Source organism: Stenotrophomonas sp. YJH_SMC_94-11, assembly GCF_059370435.1.
Genome location: NZ_JCAFTR010000014.1, coordinates 1 through 20,683, shown reverse-complemented (window position 1 = coordinate 20,683; position 20,683 = coordinate 1). Strand labels below are relative to the sequence as shown.

At 68.2% G+C, this 20,683-nt stretch carries 12 protein-coding genes; 5 read left to right on the top strand and 7 right to left on the bottom strand.

Annotated elements, in window-relative coordinates; genetic code table 11:
* Positions 1–9: 9 nt before the first annotated feature.
* The 5 genes from AC5P74_RS19160 to AC5P74_RS19140 all read right to left on the bottom strand — a co-directional run bounded on the left by AC5P74_RS19160 (position 10) and on the right by AC5P74_RS19140 (position 6,362).
* Entirely contained in the window at positions 10–1,035 is a 1,026-nt protein-coding gene (locus tag AC5P74_RS19160; RefSeq protein ID WP_495205032.1) for a copper resistance protein B, read from the bottom strand.
* Complete coding sequence (locus AC5P74_RS19155) at positions 1,032–2,831, bottom strand: copper resistance system multicopper oxidase (RefSeq protein WP_495205031.1); 1,800 nt, start codon at positions 2,829–2,831, stop codon at positions 1,032–1,034. The genes AC5P74_RS19160 and AC5P74_RS19155 overlap by 4 nt, the downstream gene beginning before the upstream one ends.
* A gap of 75 nt (positions 2,832–2,906) precedes the next feature.
* A complete protein-coding gene (locus AC5P74_RS19150; protein WP_206620874.1) occupies positions 2,907–3,290 on the bottom strand; it encodes a CopL family metal-binding regulatory protein in 384 nt (127 codons plus the stop codon).
* A gap of 207 nt (positions 3,291–3,497) precedes the next feature.
* Positions 3,498–5,303, bottom strand: coding sequence for a DNA helicase RecQ (recQ, locus tag AC5P74_RS19145; RefSeq protein WP_495205030.1), 1,806 nt, complete (start codon positions 5,301–5,303; stop codon positions 3,498–3,500).
* Positions 5,304–5,813: 510 nt separating this feature from the next.
* Complete coding sequence (locus AC5P74_RS19140; RefSeq protein ID WP_005418469.1) at positions 5,814–6,362, bottom strand: Dps family protein; 549 nt, start codon at positions 6,360–6,362, stop codon at positions 5,814–5,816.
* A gap of 86 nt (positions 6,363–6,448) precedes the next feature.
* Here AC5P74_RS19140 and hrpA point away from each other — a divergent pair, with 86 nt between their 5' ends.
* On the top strand, positions 6,449–10,537 hold the full coding sequence (gene hrpA, locus AC5P74_RS19135; protein WP_495205029.1) for an ATP-dependent RNA helicase HrpA: 4,089 nt from the start codon (positions 6,449–6,451) through the stop codon (positions 10,535–10,537).
* A 74-nt stretch (positions 10,538–10,611) separates the two neighbouring features.
* Here the strand turns inward: hrpA and AC5P74_RS19130 are convergent, their stop codons facing one another.
* Positions 10,612–11,133 carry a hypothetical protein gene (locus AC5P74_RS19130; RefSeq protein WP_495205028.1) on the bottom strand — a complete coding sequence of 174 codons (522 nt, stop codon included), beginning with the start codon at positions 11,131–11,133 and terminating at the stop codon, positions 10,612–10,614.
* 130 nt (positions 11,134–11,263) lie between these two features.
* Between AC5P74_RS19130 and AC5P74_RS19125 the strand changes: the two genes are divergently transcribed.
* Positions 11,264–13,420 carry a RelA/SpoT family protein gene (locus AC5P74_RS19125; RefSeq protein ID WP_053500606.1) on the top strand — a complete coding sequence of 719 codons (2,157 nt, stop codon included), beginning with the start codon at positions 11,264–11,266 and terminating at the stop codon, positions 13,418–13,420.
* A gap of 30 nt (positions 13,421–13,450) precedes the next feature.
* Complete coding sequence (locus AC5P74_RS19120) at positions 13,451–15,016, top strand: hypothetical protein (RefSeq protein WP_005418464.1); 1,566 nt, start codon at positions 13,451–13,453, stop codon at positions 15,014–15,016.
* On the opposite strand, the gene AC5P74_RS19115 is transcribed toward AC5P74_RS19120, so the two are convergent.
* Positions 15,013–17,112 (bottom strand): glycosyltransferase, encoded by a 2,100-nt coding sequence (locus AC5P74_RS19115; RefSeq protein WP_053500602.1) that lies wholly within the window; start codon positions 17,110–17,112, stop codon positions 15,013–15,015. The genes AC5P74_RS19120 and AC5P74_RS19115 overlap by 4 nt on opposite strands.
* A gap of 96 nt (positions 17,113–17,208) precedes the next feature.
* Between AC5P74_RS19115 and mrcB the strand changes: the two genes are divergently transcribed.
* Positions 17,209–19,635 (top strand): penicillin-binding protein 1B, encoded by a 2,427-nt coding sequence (gene mrcB / locus AC5P74_RS19110; protein WP_069139358.1) that lies wholly within the window; start codon positions 17,209–17,211, stop codon positions 19,633–19,635.
* A complete protein-coding gene (locus AC5P74_RS19105; RefSeq protein WP_050562713.1) occupies positions 19,632–20,168 on the top strand; it encodes a hypothetical protein in 537 nt (178 codons plus the stop codon). The genes mrcB and AC5P74_RS19105 overlap by 4 nt, the downstream gene beginning before the upstream one ends.
* Positions 20,169–20,683: the final 515 nt, after the last annotated feature.

The window sequence follows — 20,683 nt, the reverse complement described above, 5'->3', positions numbered from 1 at the left end:
AACCGCTGCTCAGAACCACATGCGCACGCCAGCCACCCAGCGCGTGTCGCGTGCGTGGTCGCCAGCATGATCGGCGGTGTCGCCAAACGTGCGCTCGTGGCTGATGCCGATGTATGGCGCGAAACGGCGGCTGAACTCATAACGCAGGCGCAGCCCGGCTTCGACCTTGTTCAGTCCGCGACCAATGCCGTACTCCGGCTCATCCTTGGCTGCGACGGTGGCTTCCAGCAGCGGCTGCAGGATCAGGCGGTTGGTCAGCAGCACGTCGTACTCGACCTCGGCCTTGGCCAGCACCTGGCCACCGGAACCCATGTACAGCGTCGCCGAGCTTTCGAACTTGTACGGCGCCAGGCCCTGGATGCCGATGGCCGCCCAGGTGCGCGAGTCGGCCGGCCGGAAGTCCTGGCGCACGCCGATCAGCACGTCCCACCACGGCGATACGCTGCGACCATACAGTGCTTCCAGTGACGACGATTCCGTGCTGCCGCGGCTGCGTTCGCCATCGGTGCGCAACCACAGGCGGTTGAGGTTGCCACCGATCCAGCCGGTGGCCTCCCAGGCCTGGCCGGTGCTGTTCTTGCCGTCCCAGTGTTCGAGGCGATCGATCAGCAGCAGGCTGTTGATCTGCGGTGCATGCTCCATCGCACCATGCGTGATCGGAGGGAAGGCGGCAGCGCGGTCGGCATCGGTGGGAACCGGGATCGGCTCGCGCGGTTCGATCGGTGCGGGCGTGCCGTGACCCATGGCGGCGTGATCCATCGTGGAATGGTCCATCGCCGCTGGCTGCATCGCGCCATGGTCCATCTTCGAGTGGTCCATCGTGGAGTGGTCCATGCCGGCCTGACCCGCCGCACCCATGTTCATCTTCGAATGATCCATCTTCGAATGATCGACCGGTTCGGCCGGGGTCTTCGCGGTCTTCGGCGGCGGGTCCATCGTGCCCATGCCATGCCCGGCATGCGACTGCGCGAACACCGGCAATGCGGTGGCCAGGCCCAGGGCCAGCAGGCTGGGGGAAAGCAGTGAGCGGCTCATTCTTCGATCCTCACTTCGCGCATCATGCCCGCTTCCATGTGGTACAGCAGATGGCAGTGGTAGGCCCAGCGACCGAGCGCATCGGCACGCACGCGGTAACTGCGGCGGGTGCCGGGTGGCATGTCGATGGTGTGCTTGCGCAGCTGGAATTCGCCCTGCGCGTTCTCCAGATCACTCCACACGCCGTGCAGGTGGATCGGGTGCTGCATCATGGTGTCGTTGACCAATACGATGCGCATGCGCTCGCCGTAGTTCAGTCGCAGCGGCTCGGCGCTGGCGAACGGAATGCCATCGAATGACCAGGAGAACTTCTCCATGTGGCCGGTCAGGTGCAGCTCGATCTCGCGGCTCGGCTCGCGGCCATCGGGGTCCTCGAACAGGCTGCGCATCGCGCTGTAGGTGAGTACCTGGCGACCGTTGTCGCGCAGGCCGATGCCGGGATCGTCCAGCTTCGGTTCGGTGGCCGAGCTCTGCATGTCCACCAGCGGGTTGTTGCGCTCACTGGCCGGGTGCTTCGGTGCCCTGCTGGCGGTATCGCCGTCGTGGTCCATGCTGGCGCCGCAGCCGCCTTCCATGCCCTTCATCGCGGCCATGTCATGGCCACCATGGCCACCACTACCCATGTCGTGCCCCATGTCGCTCATCGTCAGCAACGGGCGTGGGTCGCGCGCGGGAATCGGTGCCTGCAGGCCATGGCGGACTGCCAGCGTTCCGGCGGCAAAGCCGGTACGGCCCATGTCCTGGCAGAAGATGGTGAACGCATCCTGCCCGGTCGGTTCCACCAGCACGTCGTAGGTTTCGGCCGGCGCGATGCGGAACTCGTCGATGCTGACCGGATGGATGTACTGGCCGTCGGCGGCGACCACGGTCATTTTCAGGCCGGGAATGCGCACGTCGAAGTAGGTCATCGAGGCGCCGTTGATGAAGCGCAGCAGCACTTTCTCGCCGTTGCGGAACAGCCCGGTCCAGTTGCCGGCCGGCGCGGTGCCATTCATCAGGTAGGTGTAGGTGTGGGCATTGATGTCGGAGATGTCGGTGGGCGTCATCCGCATCCGCCCCCACATGCCACGGTCGGACAACGCGGCCGACCAACCGTCGCGCTTCACGTCACGCAGGAAGTCGGGCAGGGTGCGCTTGTAGTAGTTGTCATGCTCGGCGAGCTTCTTCATGCGCCGGAACAGCGCGCCGGGGTCCATGTCGGTCCAGTCGGACAGCAGGATCACGTGCTCGCGGTCGTGGTGGTAGGGCGCCGGCTCGGCCGGGTCGATGATCAGCGCTCCGTACAGGCCGGCCTGCTCCTGGAACATCGAGTGGCTGTGGTACCAGTAGGTACCCGACTGCTTCAGTTCGAAGTGGTAGTGGTAGGTCTCACCGGGGCCGATGCCATTGAAGCTCAGTCCCGGCACACCGTCCATGTTCGCAGGCAGCAGGATGCCGTGCCAATGGATCGAGGTCGGGTGGCGTTCCAGGGTGTTGCGCACGAACAGGTCCACGGTCTGGCCTTCGCGCCAGCGCAGGATCGGGGCCGGCAGCGATCCATTGACGGTGATCGCAGGACGGGTGCGGCCAGTGAAGTTGGCCAGCGATTCGCCGATGGCCAGATCGATGCGGGTGTCGCTGAGCACGGCGGGGGCGCCGGCCAGGCGTGGGGCGGCCGTGGCGGCGGCGAGCGCGCGCTGCGGCACGCCGACAGCGGCGATGCCGGCAACCACGCCACCGGCGGCCAGGCCCTGCACGAACAGGCGGCGCGACGGCATGGGCACAGGGCCCGGACCGCGGGGGATACGGGTATTCATGGTGGTGACTCCAGACACGTAAAGACGCCGGCAGGCGGCCGGCTGCGGTGCGCAGGGCGCACGGTGCGTGTGGAATCAGCCGATGGGAGGGCGTGAGATCGGCGGCAGCGGCGGCGCCGGCCGGCCGGTGGCCGGCATCGGCTGCGGGGCCAGCGACAGCGCCGGTCCGGCGATGATCGGCAACGGCTGCACCATCAGCAGCGGGTGCTGGGCGCAGTTGCGCACGCAGTCCTTGATCTGGCAGTGGGCGTCGTGGGCCGGGGCCTTGGCCTGCGGGGCCGGGTCGGCCTGCATGCCCGCGTGGTGGTGGCAGTCGGCAGTGCCGCCATCAACAGCCGCGGCTGCGGCGTGGGCCATCCGCCCCATTTCTTCGTGACCACGGGCCAGGGCCGCGTTCAGCCCGTTGAGCAACAGGCTGAGCATGAGCACGACGCGGAGCAGGGTCGAGGCCAGGGACATGACGCTAATCTAGCCGCAAGCGGACGCGGATGCACTTCCGGCTGAATGGCCGGTTCAAGATTGGACCTGCACCAGCGTAGCGCCGAGCCCACGCTCGGCTGCTGTTCGCGCAGAGGCAGCCGAGCGTGGGCTCGGCTCTACAGGGGCGCCCGCGCGCCGTTGGGGCCATGCCCGGCGGCCGCGCCGCAGCGCGGCAACGCGATACCGTCAGCCCTCTTCACGCACGATCTCGACCAGGCGCGGGCCGTAGCGGCTCAGCTTGGTACCGCCGATGCCGCCGACCCGGGCCAGTTCATCCAGGCTGGTCGGGCGCTGCTCGGCGATGTTGCGCAGGGTGCTGTCGTGGAAGATCACGAACGCCGGTACGTTCTGTTCCCGGGCCAGTTCGGCGCGCAGGCCGCGCAGCGCGTTGAACAGGGCCAGGTCCTGCGGCAGCACCGACAGGCCGGTGCGCTGCGCGCTGCGCTCGCGTCCGCTGGTGCTGCTGGCCGGGTCGCGGCGCATGCTGATCTGGCGGCGGCCGGTCAACACGTCGCGGCTGGCATCGGTCAGGCGCAGGCCACCGTGACCCTCGCTGTCCACTTCCAGCAGGCTGGCCGCGACCAGCTGGCGGAACACGCTGCGCCAGGTGCGTGCATCGAGGTCGCGGCCGATGGCATAAGTGCTCAGCTTGTCGTGGCCCTGCTGCCTCACCTTCTCGTTCTCGCTGCCGCGCAGGATGTCGATCAGGTGGCCGACACCGAAGCGCTGGCCGCTTCGATAGACGCAGCTCAGCGCCTTCTGTGCCGGTATGGTCGCGTCCCACGAGGCCGGTGGCGTCAGGCAGTTGTCGCAGTTGCCGCAAGGCTGGGAGTAGGTCTCGCCGAAGCCGGCCAGCAGCACCTGGCGGCGGCACTGCATCGATTCGCAGTAGCCCAGCAGATGGTCGAGCTTGGCCCGCTCCAGCTGCTTGCGCTCTTCGCCCGCCTCGGACTGCTCGATCATCTGCTTGAGCAGTACCACATCACCCAGGCCGTAGCACAGCCAGGCCTCGGCGGCTTCGCCATCGCGGCCTGCGCGTCCGGTTTCCTGGTAGTAGCCCTCCATCGACTTGGGCAGGTCGGTATGCGCGACGAAGCGCACGTCCGGCTTGTCGATGCCCATGCCGAAGGCGATGGTGGCACACATCACGATGCCGTCCTCGCGCAGGAAGCGGCGCTGGTTGCCGGCGCGCACTTCCGGCGGCAGGCCGGCGTGGTAAGGCAGAGCGTTGAAGCCCTGGCCGCAGAGGAATTCAGCGGTCTCCTCGACCTTGCGCCGCGACATGCAGTAGACGATGCCGGCCTCGCCACGGTGGCCGCGCAGGAAGTCGGTCAGCTGCTTGCGGGCGTTGTCCTTCTGCACCACGGTGTAGCGGATGTTGGGACGGTCGAAGGAACTGACAAAATGGCGTGCTTCCTGCAGATCGAGGCGCTCGGCGATCTCGCGCTGGGTCGGCGGATCGGCGGTGGCGGTCAGCGCGATCCGCGGGATCTGCGGCCAACGCTCGTGCAGCACGGTCAACTGGCGATATTCGGGGCGGAAGTCATGGCCCCACTGCGACACGCAGTGTGCTTCGTCGATGGCGAACAGGGCGATCTGGCTGCGCGACAGCAGCGACAGGAAACGCCCGGTCAGCAGCCGCTCAGGGGCGACATACAGCATGTCCAGTTCGCCGGCGAGCAGCTCGCGCTCGACGCGGCCGGCGGTCTCGGCATCCAGGGTTGAATTCAGGTACTCGGCGCGCACGCCGAGCTGGCGCAGGGCTTCGACCTGGTCCTGCATCAGTGCGATCAGCGGCGAGATGACGATGCCGCAACCGTCACGCAGCAGGGCCGGGACCTGATAGCACAGCGATTTGCCGCCGCCGGTGGGCATCAGCACCAGGGCGTCGTGACCGGCAGCCACATGCTCCACGATGTCCTGCTGCGGACCACGGAAATCGTCGTAACCAAAGACGCGTTGAAGCAGGTCGTGCGCGGGACGGGAAGCCATCGCGCTAGTTTACCCCGGCGGGGGTGTCTCGGCAGGGCTGCGCCTTGGGAACGCGCCATCGCATGCGCGCTGCCGCTCCCACGCTTCGCTGCGCGAAACGCGGGCCCCACTTACCATCTCCCAGACCCCCGCCGCTTCGCGTCCGCCCCCTGACTCAGGGGGCTCTCCCCCAGACTTGGCCCGGTGGCGGGTAGATCCACGCCATGCGTGGATGAAATCTGTCAGATATCGACAATCAAAATGGGGTCAGATCCGTTTTCCTGCGGAAAACGGATCTGACCCCAAGCAATGCCCTGGCAGATCGCGAAAATCTGTCGAAGGCGGGGTGGGTCCGGTTGAGGGGGTGTGAGCGGCATGGATGCCGCGACCAAGCCCCCATGGACGGGTTCACGGCGTCCCCCTCAACCGGACCCACCCCGCCAACCTTCAGGAAACTGGCTTTTGCTCTGGCTCTGGCTTGAAGGCTTCGGCGGGTGCAGGGCTGCAAGCCCTGCCGAACACCCCCAACCCTTACTGCAACAGCGAGCGCAGCATCCAGGCGTACTTCTCGTGGGTCTGCAGGCGCTGGGTCATCAGATCCTCGGTCGGGGCGTCGTCCCCTTTGGCCGCCACGTCCAGGACTTCACGTGCCGTACGGCATACCGCTTCGTTGGCGACCACCAACTGGCGTACCATTTCACGCCAGTCCGCACTGTCGGTCAGGCCCGGTTCCTCGACGATCGAGGTCAGCGCAGCGAATTCCCGGTAGGAGCCCGGGGCATTGAAGCCCAGCGCGCGGATGCGCTCGGCCACGTCGTCCAGTGCCGCCCACTGCTCGGTGTACTGCGTCTCGAACATGGTGTGCAGCGAGTTGAACATCGACCCGGTCACGTTCCAGTGGAAGTTGTGCGTCTTCAGGTAGAGCGTGAACGCATCGGCCTGGAAGCGCGACAGACCGTCGGCGATCTTCTTGCGGTCGCCCTGGGTGATCCCGATATCGATGTTCGGCGCCGACGGTGCCGCCGCTGCAAGCTTCTGCTTGCCGGTCTTGGCCTTGGTCGTGCTTTTGGTCTTCGCCATGAGGTTCCTCCTTATGGAATCGTTGGCCTTCACAATAAACCGGTCGTGATGACTGGTCGCTTTCAAAGTTTTGAACGAACCGATTGATGAACTCTATCGATAAAAATCCATCGCCCCGCCTGCGCCAACAGCGCGCCGCCATCGACGGCGCCATGAGCCGCGACCGGGGCCGTTTGCTGGGAATGCTCTCGCGTTGCCAGGCCAAGCCGCAGGATGCGGCACTGGCCGCTACTTTCGAGCAGGCCTTGCAGGCGTCGGTGCAGCGCCGGCAGGTGCGGGCGCAACAGCAGCCGTCCATTACTCTGGACCCGCAGCTGCCGATTGCGCGTGAAGCCGACGCGATCATCAAACTGATCCGCGACCACCAGGTGGTGGTGATCGCCGGTGAAACCGGTTCGGGCAAGACCACCCAGCTGCCGAAACTGTGCCTGGCCGCAGGCCGTGGCCAGGCCGGCATGATCGGCTGCACCCAGCCGCGACGGATCGCCGCACGTGCGGTCGCCAGCCGCGTGGCGCAGGAACTGCAGAGCGAACTGGGCCAGCTGGTGGGCTACCAGGTACGCTTCAATGACAAGGTCAGCGACGACAGCCGCATCAAGTTCATGACCGACGGCATCCTGCTGGCGGAGATCGCCAGCGACCGCTGGTTGTCGAACTACGACACGATCATCGTCGACGAGGCACACGAACGCAGCCTCAACATCGACTTTCTGCTGGGCTACCTGAAGCAGCTGCTGCGCAAGCGCCCGGACCTGAAGCTGATCGTCACTTCGGCCACCATCGACACCGAACGTTTCGCCCAGCATTTCGACAACGCACCGGTGATCAGCGTCGAAGGCCGCACCTACCCGGTGGAAGTGCGCTACCGCGCGCTGGAAGGCGAGGGCGAAGACCAGGGCGAACGCACCGTCAACGATGCCATCGTGTCGGCTGTCGACGAGATCACCCGCCTGGACGCACGCGGCGACGTGCTGATCTTCCTGCCGGGCGAGCGCGAGATCCGCGATGCGCACCAGTCGCTGGAACGGCGCAAGTACCGCAATACCGAGGTGCTGCCGCTGTACGCCCGCCTGTCCAACCAGGACCAGGACCGGGTGTTCAACCCCGGGCCGAACCGGCGCATCGTGCTGGCCACCAACGTGGCCGAGACCTCGCTGACGGTGCCACGCATCCGCTACGTGGTCGATCCGGGCTTCGCCCGCGTCAAGCGCTACAGCCCGCGCAACAAGCTGGATCGCCTGCACATCGAGCCGATCTCGCAGGCCAGCGCCAACCAGCGCAAGGGCCGCTGCGGCCGTATCGCCGAAGGCATCTGCTACCGCCTGTACGCCGAGGCGGATTTCCAGGCGCGGCCGGAGTTCACCGATCCGGAAATCCGCCGTTCCAGCCTGGCCGGCGTGATCCTGCGCATGCTGCAGCTGGGCCTGGGCCGCATCGAGGAGTTCCCGTTCCTGGAGGCGCCGGACGAGCGTGCCGTTGCCGATGGCTGGCAGCAGCTGACCGAGCTGGGCGCCATCGATGCCGAGCGGCGCATGACCACCATCGGCAAGCAGATGGCGCGCCTGCCGGTGGACGTGAAGCTGGCGCGCATGCTGGTGGCCGCGCAGGCTGCTGGCTGCCTGCGGCCGATGCTGGTGATTGCCTCGTTCCTGGGCATCCAGGACCCGCGCGAACGCCCGCCGGAAGCGCGCGGTGCCGCCGACAACGCGCATGCGCAGTTCGCCGATGGCCGCTCCGAGTTCGTCGGCGTGCTGCGCCTGTGGGATGCCTACCGGCAGGCCCACGAAGACCTGACCCAGTCCAAGCTGCGCGACTGGTGCGGACGTCATTTCCTCGGCTTCCTGCGCATGCGCGAGTGGCGCGAGCTGCATCGCCAGCTGCGGCTGCTGTGCGAGGAACTGGGCTGGAAGGAAGAGGCCAGCGAGGCATCGATGGCACCGCTGCTGGCCGGCAGCAGTGCACCGGCACCGGCACGTGATGACGCGGCCTCAGTAAAGGCCACCCGCGGCCAGTTGCATCGTGCCGCGCGCCTGGCCCGCGAGGGCAAGGCCGAGGCCGCACCGGCACCGGCACCGGTGGCCGTGCGCGCGCAGAAGGAACAGGCGCCCGCCGGCGGCGGCTTCAGCGAACGCGTGCGTGGCGCTGCGTACCAGACCCTGCACCGGGCGCTGGTGGCGGGCCTGCCGACGCAGATCGGCCACCGCACCGAGAAGGGCGATTTCCAGGCGCCGCGCCAGCGCCGCTTCCTGCCGTTCCCGGGCTCGGCGCTGTCCAAGCGCCCGCCGCCGTGGCTGCTGGTGGCCAACCTGCTGGACACGCAGAAGGTCTGGGGCATGACCCTGGCCGCGATCGAACCGGACTGGGTGATTGCCGAGCTGCCGCACCTGCTGCTGCGCAAACACTTCGACCCGCACTGGTCGCGCGCGCAGGGCCAGGTGTTGGCCTCCGAGCAGATCAGCCTGTTCGGCCTGGTGCTGGCGCCGAAGAAGCCGGTGCACTACGGCCGCATAGCGCCGGGCGAGGCGCATGACATCTTCGTGCGCCAGGCGCTGGTGACCGGCGAGATCAATACCCGTGCCAGTTTCGTCGCCGACAACCAGAAGGTGCTGGAGGTCGCGCGCGAGGAAGAAGCCAAGCTGCGCCGCGCCGGCATCGTTGCCGACGAAGACTGGCAGGCACGCTGGTACCTGGACCGGGTGCCGCCGCAGATCCACTCGGCGGCGGGACTGGATAGCTGGTGGAAAGGGCTGGCGCCGGAGCAGCGCAAGGCGCTGCACTGGTCGTTGGCAGACCTGTTGCCCGGTGAGGGCAGCGAACAGGAACGCTATCCGAAGTACCTGGCGCTGGGCCAGGCGCGCTTGCCGCTGCACTACCGCTTCGAACCGGGGGCCGACGACGATGGCGTGACCCTGGACGTGCCGCTGCACCTGCTCAACGCATTGGATCCGGTGCAGCTGGGCTGGCTGGCGCCGGGCTTTGTCGCCGACAAGGCCTCGGCACTGATCCGCAGCCTGCCCAAGGCGATGCGCCGCAACTACGTGCCGGCGCCGGACTTCGGTCGCGCGTTCTACGAGGCCTTCCCGCAGCCCAGCGCTGATGCCATCACTGGCGAGCTGGCGCGTTTCCTGTCACGTGCGACCGGCGCGACGGTGACCGCACTGGATTTCGAGCCGGGTTCGATCGAGCCGCACCTGCACATGAACATGCGGCTGCGCGACGAACAGGGCAAGGTGCTTGCCACCTCGCGTGATCTGGAAGCGCTGCGCGCGAAATTCGGTGGCCGTGCTGGCGATGCCTTCGCCGCGCGTGCCGGGCGCGAGATGGCGGCTGACGGCCTGCGCACGTTCCCGGCCACGCCGATTCCGCTGCAGGTACCCGGTGAAGCCGGCGTGCCGGCCTATCCGGCGCTGCTGGACGAGGGCGACAGCGTGGCGCTGCGCATCTTCGCCGATCGCCAGCAGGCGCAGGACGCCCATCCGCTGGGCGTGCGCCGCCTGCTGGAGATCGCCCTGGCCGAGAAGGTGAAGCAGGCACGCAAGCAGTTGCCGGTCGGTGCCAAGACCGGCCTGTTGTATGCCGCGATCGAATCGCAGGAGCGGCTGCGTGGTGACCTGGTCGATGCGGCGATGAACGCGGTGCTGGCCGAGGGCCTGGAGGAAATCCGCGATGCGACGGCGTTCGAGCAGCGTCGCGAACACGCCGCCAAGGCCCTGTTTGGCGAGGCGATGTCGCGGCTGAAGCTGGCCGAGACCATTCTGGCGCTGGTGGCGGAGCTGAAGCCGATGCTGGAAGCGCCGTTGATGGGCTGGGCGCGTGGCAACCTGGACGACATGGAAGCGCAGCTGGCCGGGCTGATCCACCCCGGCTTCCTGCGCGACACGCCGGCCGACGCGCTGGCGCAGTACCCACGCTATCTGAAGGCGATGATCCTGCGCACCGAACGTGCCAAGCGTGATCCGCCGCGTGACCAGGCGCGCATGCTGGAACTGCATCCGTTCCTGGAAGCGCTGGAGGCGGGCGAGCAGCAGGGCCTGCGTGATCGCCCGCAATGGCAGGCGCTGCGCTGGGATCTGGAAGAACTGCGGGTATCGCTGTTCGCGCAGGAGCTGGGTGCACGCACCGGTATCTCGGCGAAGAAGCTGGCGCAGCGCGTGGCTGCATTGCGCCAGGCCTGAGCGCGCCACGGTCGCCCCGTCGGGCGACCGTGGCCGGCCAGGCAGGGAGCCGGCATGGCCGGAATGCCCGGGCGTTACTTGGTGCGGCGAACCTTCGGCTGCACGTTCACCCCTTCCACCTTCATATACCAGGCGCCCATCACCCCTGGGCGCATGCTGACGCCCGGGGCATCCTTGCGGCCACCGGAATAGTGCGTGGCGTCTATCTGCTCCCACTCCTGGCCGTTCTGCAGCACGTAGCGGCGGCCCTGGCCGAATCCACGGAATTCGCCCTGCAGGTTGCTTTCGATCGGTTCGCTGCTGCCGAAGTCCAGGAAGCCGCGGTTCTTCTTGATCACTTCCTGGCGGCCTTCTTCGCGCGCTGCGGCGACGGCCTGGGTGGTGGCCGCCTCGACCTTGCCCTGCAGCCAGCGGTTGAGCGTGGCCAGTTCACCGGCACTGAGCTTGTCCAGGCCGGCGGCCTTGAACTCGGAGGGCGACATCTGCTGCAGGTCGCCCTCCACCACGCGCTGGGCCAGCGCAGGCGCGGACAGGGACAGCAGCACGGCGGCACAGGCCAGCAGCCGTGGACGGACGCGCGGGGCAATCGAAGGCATGGCGGGTCTCTCCTGAGTGTGTGGGCGAGTGTAGCGGCATGTCTTCATGCCGGGTGATGGTGGGTGCAGTGATTGTCCCTGAACGGCGCCGGCGCTAGTGTAGGGGCCTCTGTCTTGCCTGCTCGATGCTGTGAACCGCGCTTCCGTCCCTGGCCTGGATGCCTTGTTGAACCGTCCCTCGGCAGCGGTGCTGCCTGCTCCGCTGCGCCAGGCCCTGCGTGAGCATTGGGAAGCGCCGGATTGCGAGCACCAGATGCGTGCCACCTGGTCGGTGCTGGGCGATACCCTCGATGCGCTGGCGATGCTCTCGGCCGATGAAGGCGCAGTGGTGGCCGCATTGCTGTTCGACCTGCCGGGCCTGCGCGCCAGCCTGGACCAGCTGCCGCTGGGCAACCACAAGGCGGCGGTGATCGGCCTGCTGGATGGCCAGGATGCGGCCGACCCGGTGTGGGCGCTGCACGCCGGCCGTGAGGCGGGGCGCAACAGCGAAGGCCTGCGCCGGCTGCTGCTGGCGATCATCCGCGACCTGCGCGTGGTGCCGATCCTGCTGGCACGGCAGCTGGCGCGGATGCGCGCGGCCGACAGGCTGGACGAGGAGCAGCGCCGCGCGCTGGCCCAGCTGACCCGCGACATCCACGCGCCCCTGGCCAACCGGCTGGGCATCTGGCAGCTGAAGTGGGAGCTGGAGGACCTGGCGTTCCGCCACCTGGAACCGGAAACCTACCGCCGCATCGCCCGCGAGGTGGATGAAACCCGCATCGCCCGCGAGCGTTACGTCGAGAACGTCAAGAAGGTGCTGTCGCGCGAGCTGGTCGCCCAGGGCATCAAGGCCGAAGTCAGCGGCCGCCCGAAGCACATCTACAGCATCTGGCGGAAGATGCAGAAGAAGCGGCTGGCCTTCGACCAGCTGTATGACATCCGTGCGGTGCGCGTGATGGTCGACGACGTCGCCGCCTGTTATGCCGCGTTGGGCGTGGTGCACGCGCTGTGGGCACCGGTACCCAGCGAGTTCGATGATTACATCGCCAGGCCCAAGGCCAATGACTATCGCTCGCTGCACACCGCCGTGGTCGGCCCGGAAGGGCGCACCATCGAAGTGCAGATCCGTACCCACGAGATGCACTCGCAGGCCGAGCTGGGCGTGGCCGCGCACTGGAAGTACAAGGAAGGTGGCAAGGGCGCGGAGAAGTCCTTCGACCGCAAGATCACCTGGATGCGCCAGTTGCTGGAACAGGCGCAGGACGGGCAGGGCAATGAACTGGCCGGGGCACTTGATGCCGAGCTGACCGAGGACCGGGTCTATGCGCTGAGCCCGAAGGACGAGGTGCTGGACCTGCCGCAGGGCGCTACCCCGCTCGATTTCGCCTACCAGGTGCATACCATGGTCGGGCACCGCTGCCGCGGCGCAAAGGTCAACGGCCGCATCGTGCCGCTGACCTACCGCCTGCGCAGCGGCGACCGCGTCGAGATCCTGACCGGCAAGGAGGCCGATCCGCGCCGCGACTGGCTGATGCCGGCCAACGGCTTCCTGGCCAGCAACCGCTCGCGCGAAAAGGTGCGCAGCTGGTTCCACAAGCTGGACCGCGCGCGCAACGTGCAGGCCGGTCGCGAGCTGCTCGAGCGCGAGCTGAAGCGGCTGGGCCTGCAGCACGCGGACCTGGCCGTGGCGGCGAAGAAGTTCCATGCCGACAGCGTCGATGACCTGTACATCCAGGTGGCGCTGGGCGATACCGGCCCGAACCAGGTCAGCCGTGCGCTGCTGGAGGCGGAGCGTGCCGCCAGCCAGCCCGCGCCCGCACCGTCCCTGCCGCGGCCGACCGCGCGCCGCGAGAACCTGGGCAAGTCCAAGTTCACCGTGCAGGGCGTGGGCAACCTGCTGGTGCAGCTGGCACGCTGCTGCCAGCCGGTGGCCGGCGAGCCGATCATCGGCTACCTGACCCGTAGCCGGGGTGTCACCGTGCATCGTGCAGACTGCGCCGCGCTGGCCCGGCTGGCGGCCAGCAGCCCGCAGCGCATCCTGCCGGTGGAGTGGGGCCAGGCCGGGGGCGGCTACGAGGTGGACGTGGTGGTCGATGCGGTCGATCGCCGCTGGCTGCTGAAGGACATCACCAACCTGATCGCCCAGGAAGACGCCTACGTGCTCGACATCCACAGTGACAACGTGCGCAACAGTGGCCGTGCCCACCTTCGGCTGCGCCTGAAGGTCAGTGACTACGGGCAGTTGTCGACGCTGCTGGGCAAGCTCGATGCGCTGCCGGGCGTGAGCGAGGCGCGTCGCCTCGGCTGAGCTTCACGCTGCCCCGGCTACCCTGCACGCATGGAACGCGAGCCCCCGCATCGCCCGCATGGCGCTGAACATCCTGCGCTGGACCGCGTCCGTCGCGAGGGGCGTTGGTGGTGGCTGCAGGCGCGCCATGCGCGCCGGATCTGGCGCTGGGCGCTGCTCGCAGCGCTGGCCGTGTTCGTGCTGCTGGTCCTGCTGCGCAAGCCGTTGGCAGACTGGTTCTGGGATGAGCCGCAGATCGAACAGCTGCTGGCCGAGGGGGATCGTGCATTGGCGGCTGGGCGCCTGAGCGATGCCGATGGCAGTGGTGCGCGCGAGCGCTACCAGGCGGCGCTGGCGCTGGACGGTGATCGCCCGCAGGCGCGCCAGGGCCTGGCCAATACCGGCGCGGCAGCGCTGCAACAGGCGCGCGATCGCCTGCAGGCGGATGACCTAGACGGCAGCGCGCAGGCTCTGGCACTGGCCCGTGAGCTGCAGGTGCCGCAGGGCGACGCCGATGCGGTTGCCCGCCAGTTGCAGGCGCGACGCAGCGCCGGAGCCGGTATTGGTGCGTTGTTGGCACAGGCGCGTAACGCGTTCGCGGCCGGACGCCTGGATGACGGCGACAGCAGTGCGTTGCCCTTGTTCCAGCGCATCCTGGCCCTGCAGCCGGACAACCTGCCGGCGCTGGAAGGGCGCGAAGATGCGCTGAGCGACCTGCTGCTGCAGGCACGCACGCTGGCGGAGCGAGGGGAGTTGGCCGAGGCGGCCGCGCTCCTGCGTCGTGCCCGTCAGTTCGATGCTGGTCATGCCGATCTACCGGCGAGCGAGGAGGCCCTCGCGCGCGCCGCCGACCGGCGCCTGCGGCAGGCGCAGCGTGCGTTGCGACGGCAGCAGCTGGAAGCTGCGGCCAAGGGCTTCCAGGCGGTGCTGGTGGTGGCCGCCGATGATTCCAATGCCCAGCGCGGGCGTGAGCAGACCCTGCAGGCAGTGGTTGCACGCAGCCAGAAGTCCGCCGACGACTTCCAGTTCGATGCGGCGCAACGTGATGCGGCCCTGGCGGCGGAGCTGGGGGCTTCGCAGGCAGTCCGGCAACAACTGGCGCAGCGCCTGCAGCGCGCGCAGCAGGCGCAGCGGGCCCTGCAGCAGCCCGCGGTCAGCACGGCGCAGCGCGAACGCCAGCTGCGCGACCACCTGCGGAAGATCGAACGTGCCGAGCGCGCGGGGCAGTGGATCAGCCCACCCGGGCACAGCGCGTTCGACGCGTTGCGCGAAGCCCAGTCGCTGGCTCCCCGCGATGCGCGGGTGAAGGCAGCCGCCGCACGCTTGCTGCCCGCCAGCCGACGCTGCTTTGACGACAATCTGCGGCAGAACCGCGTGCAGGCGGCAGGCGCCTGCCTGCAGGCCTGGCAGACCCTGTCACCGACCGCAGCCGGACTGCCCTCGGCGCGGCTGCGGTTGGCCCAGCGCTGGCTGGCGATCGGCAGCGAGCGGCTCGGCAACGGTGACCTGGCCTTCGCCGCGCATGCCGCCGAACAGGCGCGGTTGCTGCAGCCGGATCTGGCCGAACTGCCGGCGTTTGAAGATCGCCTGCGCCGCGCCGGTGGACGGGCGGACTAGGCGAAGAACACCCGCTGCACGGTCGCACGGGCGGCTTCGAGTGAGAAATGTTCGGCGACGTTGGCCAGGCCAGCATCGGACAACTGCTGCCACAGCTGCGGGTCCTGGTACAGGCGGACCACCGCATCGGCGAAACCGGTAGCGTCATCGGCCACCAGTACGTCCTGGCCGGGATGCAGGTGCATGCCTTCCACGGCGCAGGTGGTACCGACTACCGGTTGGCCATGGGCCATGCTCAGGTTGATCTTGCCTTTTACGCCGGCACCGAACCGCAGCGGTGCGATGGCAATGCGCGCGCCGTCCATGTAGGGCGTGATGTCTTCGACGAATCCGTGCATCTGCACGCCGGGGTGGCGTGCGGCCAGTGCCAGCAACGATTCCGGCGCCGCGGCGCCGATGCAGTGCAGGCGTACCTCCGGTAGCCGGGCGCGGATGTGGGCGAAGACCTCGCCGATGAACCACTCCATCCCGTCCAGGTTCGGCGGATGGCGGAAGCCACCGACAAACACCAGATCGTGTCGTTGCTCGTAGACGGCGCCGGCGCCGGCAACCTCGTGCAGGTTGGAAATCAGTTCCACCCGTACCCGCGGCGCATCGGCCTGCAGCTGCTCCCGTTCGGCCGCACTGACCAGCACGGTGATGTCGCACTGCTCCATCACTGCCAATTCACTGCTGCGGGTGCGTTCTGCTGCGCGCAGCAGCGCCGTATCACCGGCCACTTCGGCACCGCGGCGTTCGCGCAGGTAGTGCAGGTCGACCGTGTCGAACACGGTTCGTGCCTGCGGCGCATAGCGCTTGAGCAGGGGCAGGCACTCGTGGGCGACGTGGTGGCGCACCAGCATCGCCACGTCGAAACGCGACCCATGGCTGCGCAGCCAGCCGGCCACGCCGTCCAGGAAGGGGGCGTACCAGACTTCCACGCCCATCCGCTGCAGCGCCTCGGTCGCCGCGCCGGCATGCTCGCGCCGGGTCGGGACGAATACCACGTGGGCACCGCCCTGCAGCAGCAGGCGGATCAGATTGACCTGGCGCAGCGACCCGGAATCGCGATCGGGCTGCGGTACTTCCTCGTCCAGGATCAGCACCTGGCGCCGGCCGCGCAGCAGCAGCGCTGGCGACGGCACTGCGCCGACCGCCGGATGGCGGGCCAACTCGGTGGCCCAGCGCGCGGCGAAGATGGCCTGGTTGCGCACCTGGTAGGCCTTAACCCCGCTGCCGGTGTCGGTGCCGTTGCTGGTGCCTTCGTCGTGGATCACCCGGCTGGCCGGCTGCACCAGCACGCGCAGGCCCTGTGCACGCACGCGGAAGGCCAGGTCGGTGTCCTCGTAGTACGCCGGCCTGTAGCGGGTATCGAAGCCGTCCAGCTGCTGCCAGAGGGTACGCGGCAGCATCAGCGCCGCACCGGAGCAGTAGTCGACGTCGCGCAGGCTGGCAAAGCGCGGGTCGTCAGCGGCCTCGAAGCGGCCATAGCTCCAGCCACTGCCATCGGCGAAGATCACTCCGCCCGATTCCTGCAGGCGGCCATCGGGATACAACAGCTGGCTGCCGACCAGGCCGGCGTCGGGGACGCTGCCGAAGGTGTCCAGCAGGGCGTCGAGCCAGCCCGGCTGCGGCACCGTATCGTTGTTGAGCAGCACCACGTAGCGGCCGCGTGCGCGCGATACACCCTCGTTGCAGGCTTCGATGAAGCCGCCGTTGTGCGCACGCACCTCATAGCGCAACCCCGCCACCTGCGGCATCCACTGTGCGGTGGCGTCGCTGCTGCCGTCATCCACCACCAGGATCTCGCACGCGGCTGCGGGCGGGTGTGCCGCCAGGGCGCGGAGGCAGGCCAGGGTGTGGCCGACATGGTTGTAGACCGGGATGACGATGCTCACCTCCGGCGACTCGCTGAACGGCACCGTGAAGGGGGCGAAAGCCTGTGCTGGCGGCAGGAACAGGGGCGTGCGCGGCGCGGGAACGGCGCGCTGGGTGTGCACGCGGATGCGTTGCCAGGTGGCCCGCCACCCGCGGGTGCGCAGGCTTGCCAGGCTCCGGCGGGCCAGGCCCGACAGGCGGTTGATCAGGTATCGGATCTCGGCCAGGGACATCGCCATCCGGTTGCAACTCCAGCTTAAGCAGGGGAACCCGGGAGAATTCGCCAGCCGCAGTGGCTGGGGTAGACTCGCCAGACCCTACATTCTCGCATTCCCGTGCCCCGACGCTACGATTCCGACGACATCGACGATTTCGACGACGACCAGCAGGACAGCGGTCCGCTGTGGCGGCGCCGGCTGATCACCTGGAGCATGGCTGCGGTCGCATTGGGATTGGGTTTCCTCATTCCCTATACGCTGTACCTGAATCAGCAGGTGACCCAGCGTTTCGGCGAGCTGCGCTGGCAGATTCCGACGCGCGTGTATGCGCGCCCGCTGGTGCTCACCCCCGGCAAGGCGATGGATGCGTCCACGCTGAAGACCGAACTGGCCGCCTCCGCCTATCGTGATGACGGGCAGGGCAAGGAGCCGGCCACCTATGCGGTGAACGGCGGTCGCTTTGTGATCTCCAGTCGTGGCTACAACGACGTCGATGGCCGGGTGGCGCCGCGCCGGGTGGAGCTGTCGCTGGCCGATGGCGGCGTGGCCTCGCTGCGCGACGCCGACAGCCGCAAGGCACTGAAGGCCGCGCGGCTGGATCCGGCGCGCATCGCCACGCTGTACGGCCAGAAGCAGGAAGAACGCCGCCTGATCCGCATGGACGAGGCGCCGGACCTGCTGGTGACCGGCCTGCAGGCAGTGGAAGACAAGGACTTCAACCGCCATCACGGCATCGACCTGTCAGGCATCGCGCGCGCGGTGTGGGTGACGATCCGTTCCGGTGGCCAGAGCCGCCAGGGCGCTTCGACGCTCACCCAGCAGCTGGCCCGCAGCGGCCTGCTTGGCATCGGCAAGGAACAGACGCTCACCCGCAAGTTCAATGAGGTGCTGTACGCGCTGATCATGGAAGCGCGCTACGACAAGCGCACGATTTTCGAGGCGTATCTCAACCAGGTGTACCTGGGCCAGCGTGGCAGCCAGGCGATCCATGGCATGTCCTCCGGCGCCGAATTCTGGTTCGGGCGTGACCTGCAGTCGCTGGAGACCGAGCAGATCGCCCTGCTGATCGGCCTGGTCAAGGGGCCGTCCTTCTACGACCCGCGGCGCAACCCGGAACGCGCGCTGGATCGCCGCAACTTCGTGCTGGGCAAGCTGCACGACGCCACGCTGATCGACGATGCCGAGTACCAGCGCGCGCTGAAGGCTCCGCTGGGCGTGCCCAAGACACCGGGCCTGGTGGCTGCCAACCGCTTCCCCGCCTACGTCGACCTGGTCCGCCGGCAGCTTGCGCATGACTATCCGGAATCTGCGCTGCAGGGCGCGGGCCTGAGCGTGATGACCGGCATGTCGCCGTCCGCGCAGGCCTATGCCGAAGGCGCGGTGACCCGCACCATCAAGTCGCTGGAAAGCCAGCGTCGCCCTGAGCTGCAGGCCGGCATGGTGCTGACCGACGTGCACAACGGCGACGTGCTGGCGGTGATCGGCAGCCGTGAGGTGTCCGAGGTCGGCTTCAATCGTGCGATCGAGGCGCAGCGCCCGGTCGGTTCGCTGCTCAAGCCGTTCGTGTACCTGCTGGCCCTGGCGCAGCCTGACCGCTATTCGCTGGCCAGCTGGGTCGATGATTCGCCGGTGACGGTGCAGCTCGGCCGCGGCCGCAACTGGAGCCCCGGCAACGCCGACAACCGCAGCCACGGCACGGTGCGCCTGATCGATGCGCTGGCGCATTCGTACAACCAGGCGACGGTGCGCTTGGGCATGCAGGTCGGCCCCGAGCGCGTGACCCAGCTGATCCATGTGCTGGCCGGCATCAAGGCCGAGGCCAATCCGGCGGTGATCCTCGGCTCGACCGACCAGAGCCCGTATGCGATGGCGCAGCTGTACCAGTTCCTCGCGTCCGGTGGTGAGATCCAGCCGTTGCACGCCGTGCGTGGCGTGCTCGATCCGCAGGGCAAGCTGCTCAAGCGCTACGACAAGACCCCGGCACCGGCACAGGAAGGCGATTCGATTGCCGCCAACCTGATCAGTGTCGGCCTGCAGCAGGTCGTCGCCAGCGGTACCGCGCAGCGGCTCAATGCTGATGGCCTCGGCCGTCTGCAGCCAGCCGGCAAGACCGGCACCACCAACGATGGCCGTGACAGCTGGTATGCCGGCTACACCGGCGACCACCTGGCGGTGATCTGGATCGGCAACGATCAGAACCAGCAGGCCGGCCTGTATGGCGCCACTGGCGCGATGCGGGTCTGGTCGGGCATCTTCCAGCGCCTGCCGAGTGCGCCATTGCGGGTCAGCAACAAGGGCCTGGATTGGCAGCCGGTGGCTCCCACCGGTCTCAACAGCACCGATGAAGGCTGCCCCGGCGCGCGCCGTTTCCCGTTCGTGGTGGGCTATGCGCCTGCCTATGCGCCGTGCGCGCCGGCCGCGTCGCCCGAGGGGCAGGGCGAGGCTGAAGGCGAGGGCGGTGGCTGGCGCAGCTGGTTCGGCCTGGACCGCAAGCCGGAAGCACCCGCCGAACCTGCCGCCACCACTTCTCCCCCGAGCCGATGATGCCGATGAACATGCGTACCCTGCTGCAGCCCCTGGCCCTGACCGGCCTAAGCCTGGCCTTGGCCGCCTGCGTGAGCAGCGCGCCGCCGGTAGTCAAGCCGGTCGATACCACCACGCCGGCGCAGCGCCTGGCGGCCGTGGATGCTGCAGCGGGTCCGGACGACAAGGAACTGTCGGTGCAGCCGCTGCGTGATTCGCAGGTGGAAGACCTGAGGCTGGCCGCACAGGCGCAGCGCCAGGCCAACGACCTCGCCGGTGCCGCCAGCAGTCTGGACCATGCGCTGGAGATCGTGGCCGGTGACCCGGCCGTGCTGCAGGAGCGTGCCGAACTGGCGCTGCTGCAGGGGCAGTGGGCACAGGCGGAGACGTTCGCGCGCAAGGCCGTGGATCTGGGCTCGAAGACCGGGCCGCTGTGCCGCCGGCACTGGGCGACGATCGAGCAGTCGCGGCTGGCCCGGGGCGAGAAGGAGAATGCGGTGTCGGCGCATGCGCAGATTGAAGGCTGCACCGTGCCGGGCATCAAGCGGTACTGAGGTATTCCACTCCACCGGGCGCTGCCCCCTCTGCGGCGCGCGCACTGATGGATGCGGGTGATGGGCCGGGCGGGTGGGGCGTGCAGGACACGCCGTAAACCCATCCATGGGGGCTCGATGGCGCCATCCATGGCGCCAACGGTCCTGCACGCCCCACCCACCCGGCCCGCCATACATCGCGCGGGCCGCAGGCAAGAACAAAATCAAAAACAAAGGCGGGTCGCGCGCTGCGCGCGCTCGCAGTAATCCGTCTTCTTTTCCCGTTCCTTCCACCGCTTCCGAGCTGCCAGTAGAGCAGGCTCGACGCTACGAAGCGCGTCCCGCCGTCACCGGGAAACTGTCGAAGGCAGGGGACTGTGGGTTTGCGGGGTGTCTGATCTGGCCCCCCGTCAGCGGACGCCAAGAAGCGATACTTTGATCGCACCTGGAGGTCCCTTATGTCCCGTATCACCCGTCGTAGCTACACCGATGAGTTCAAGCACCAAGCCGTGGAGTTGGCCGAGTCGCTCGGGCCT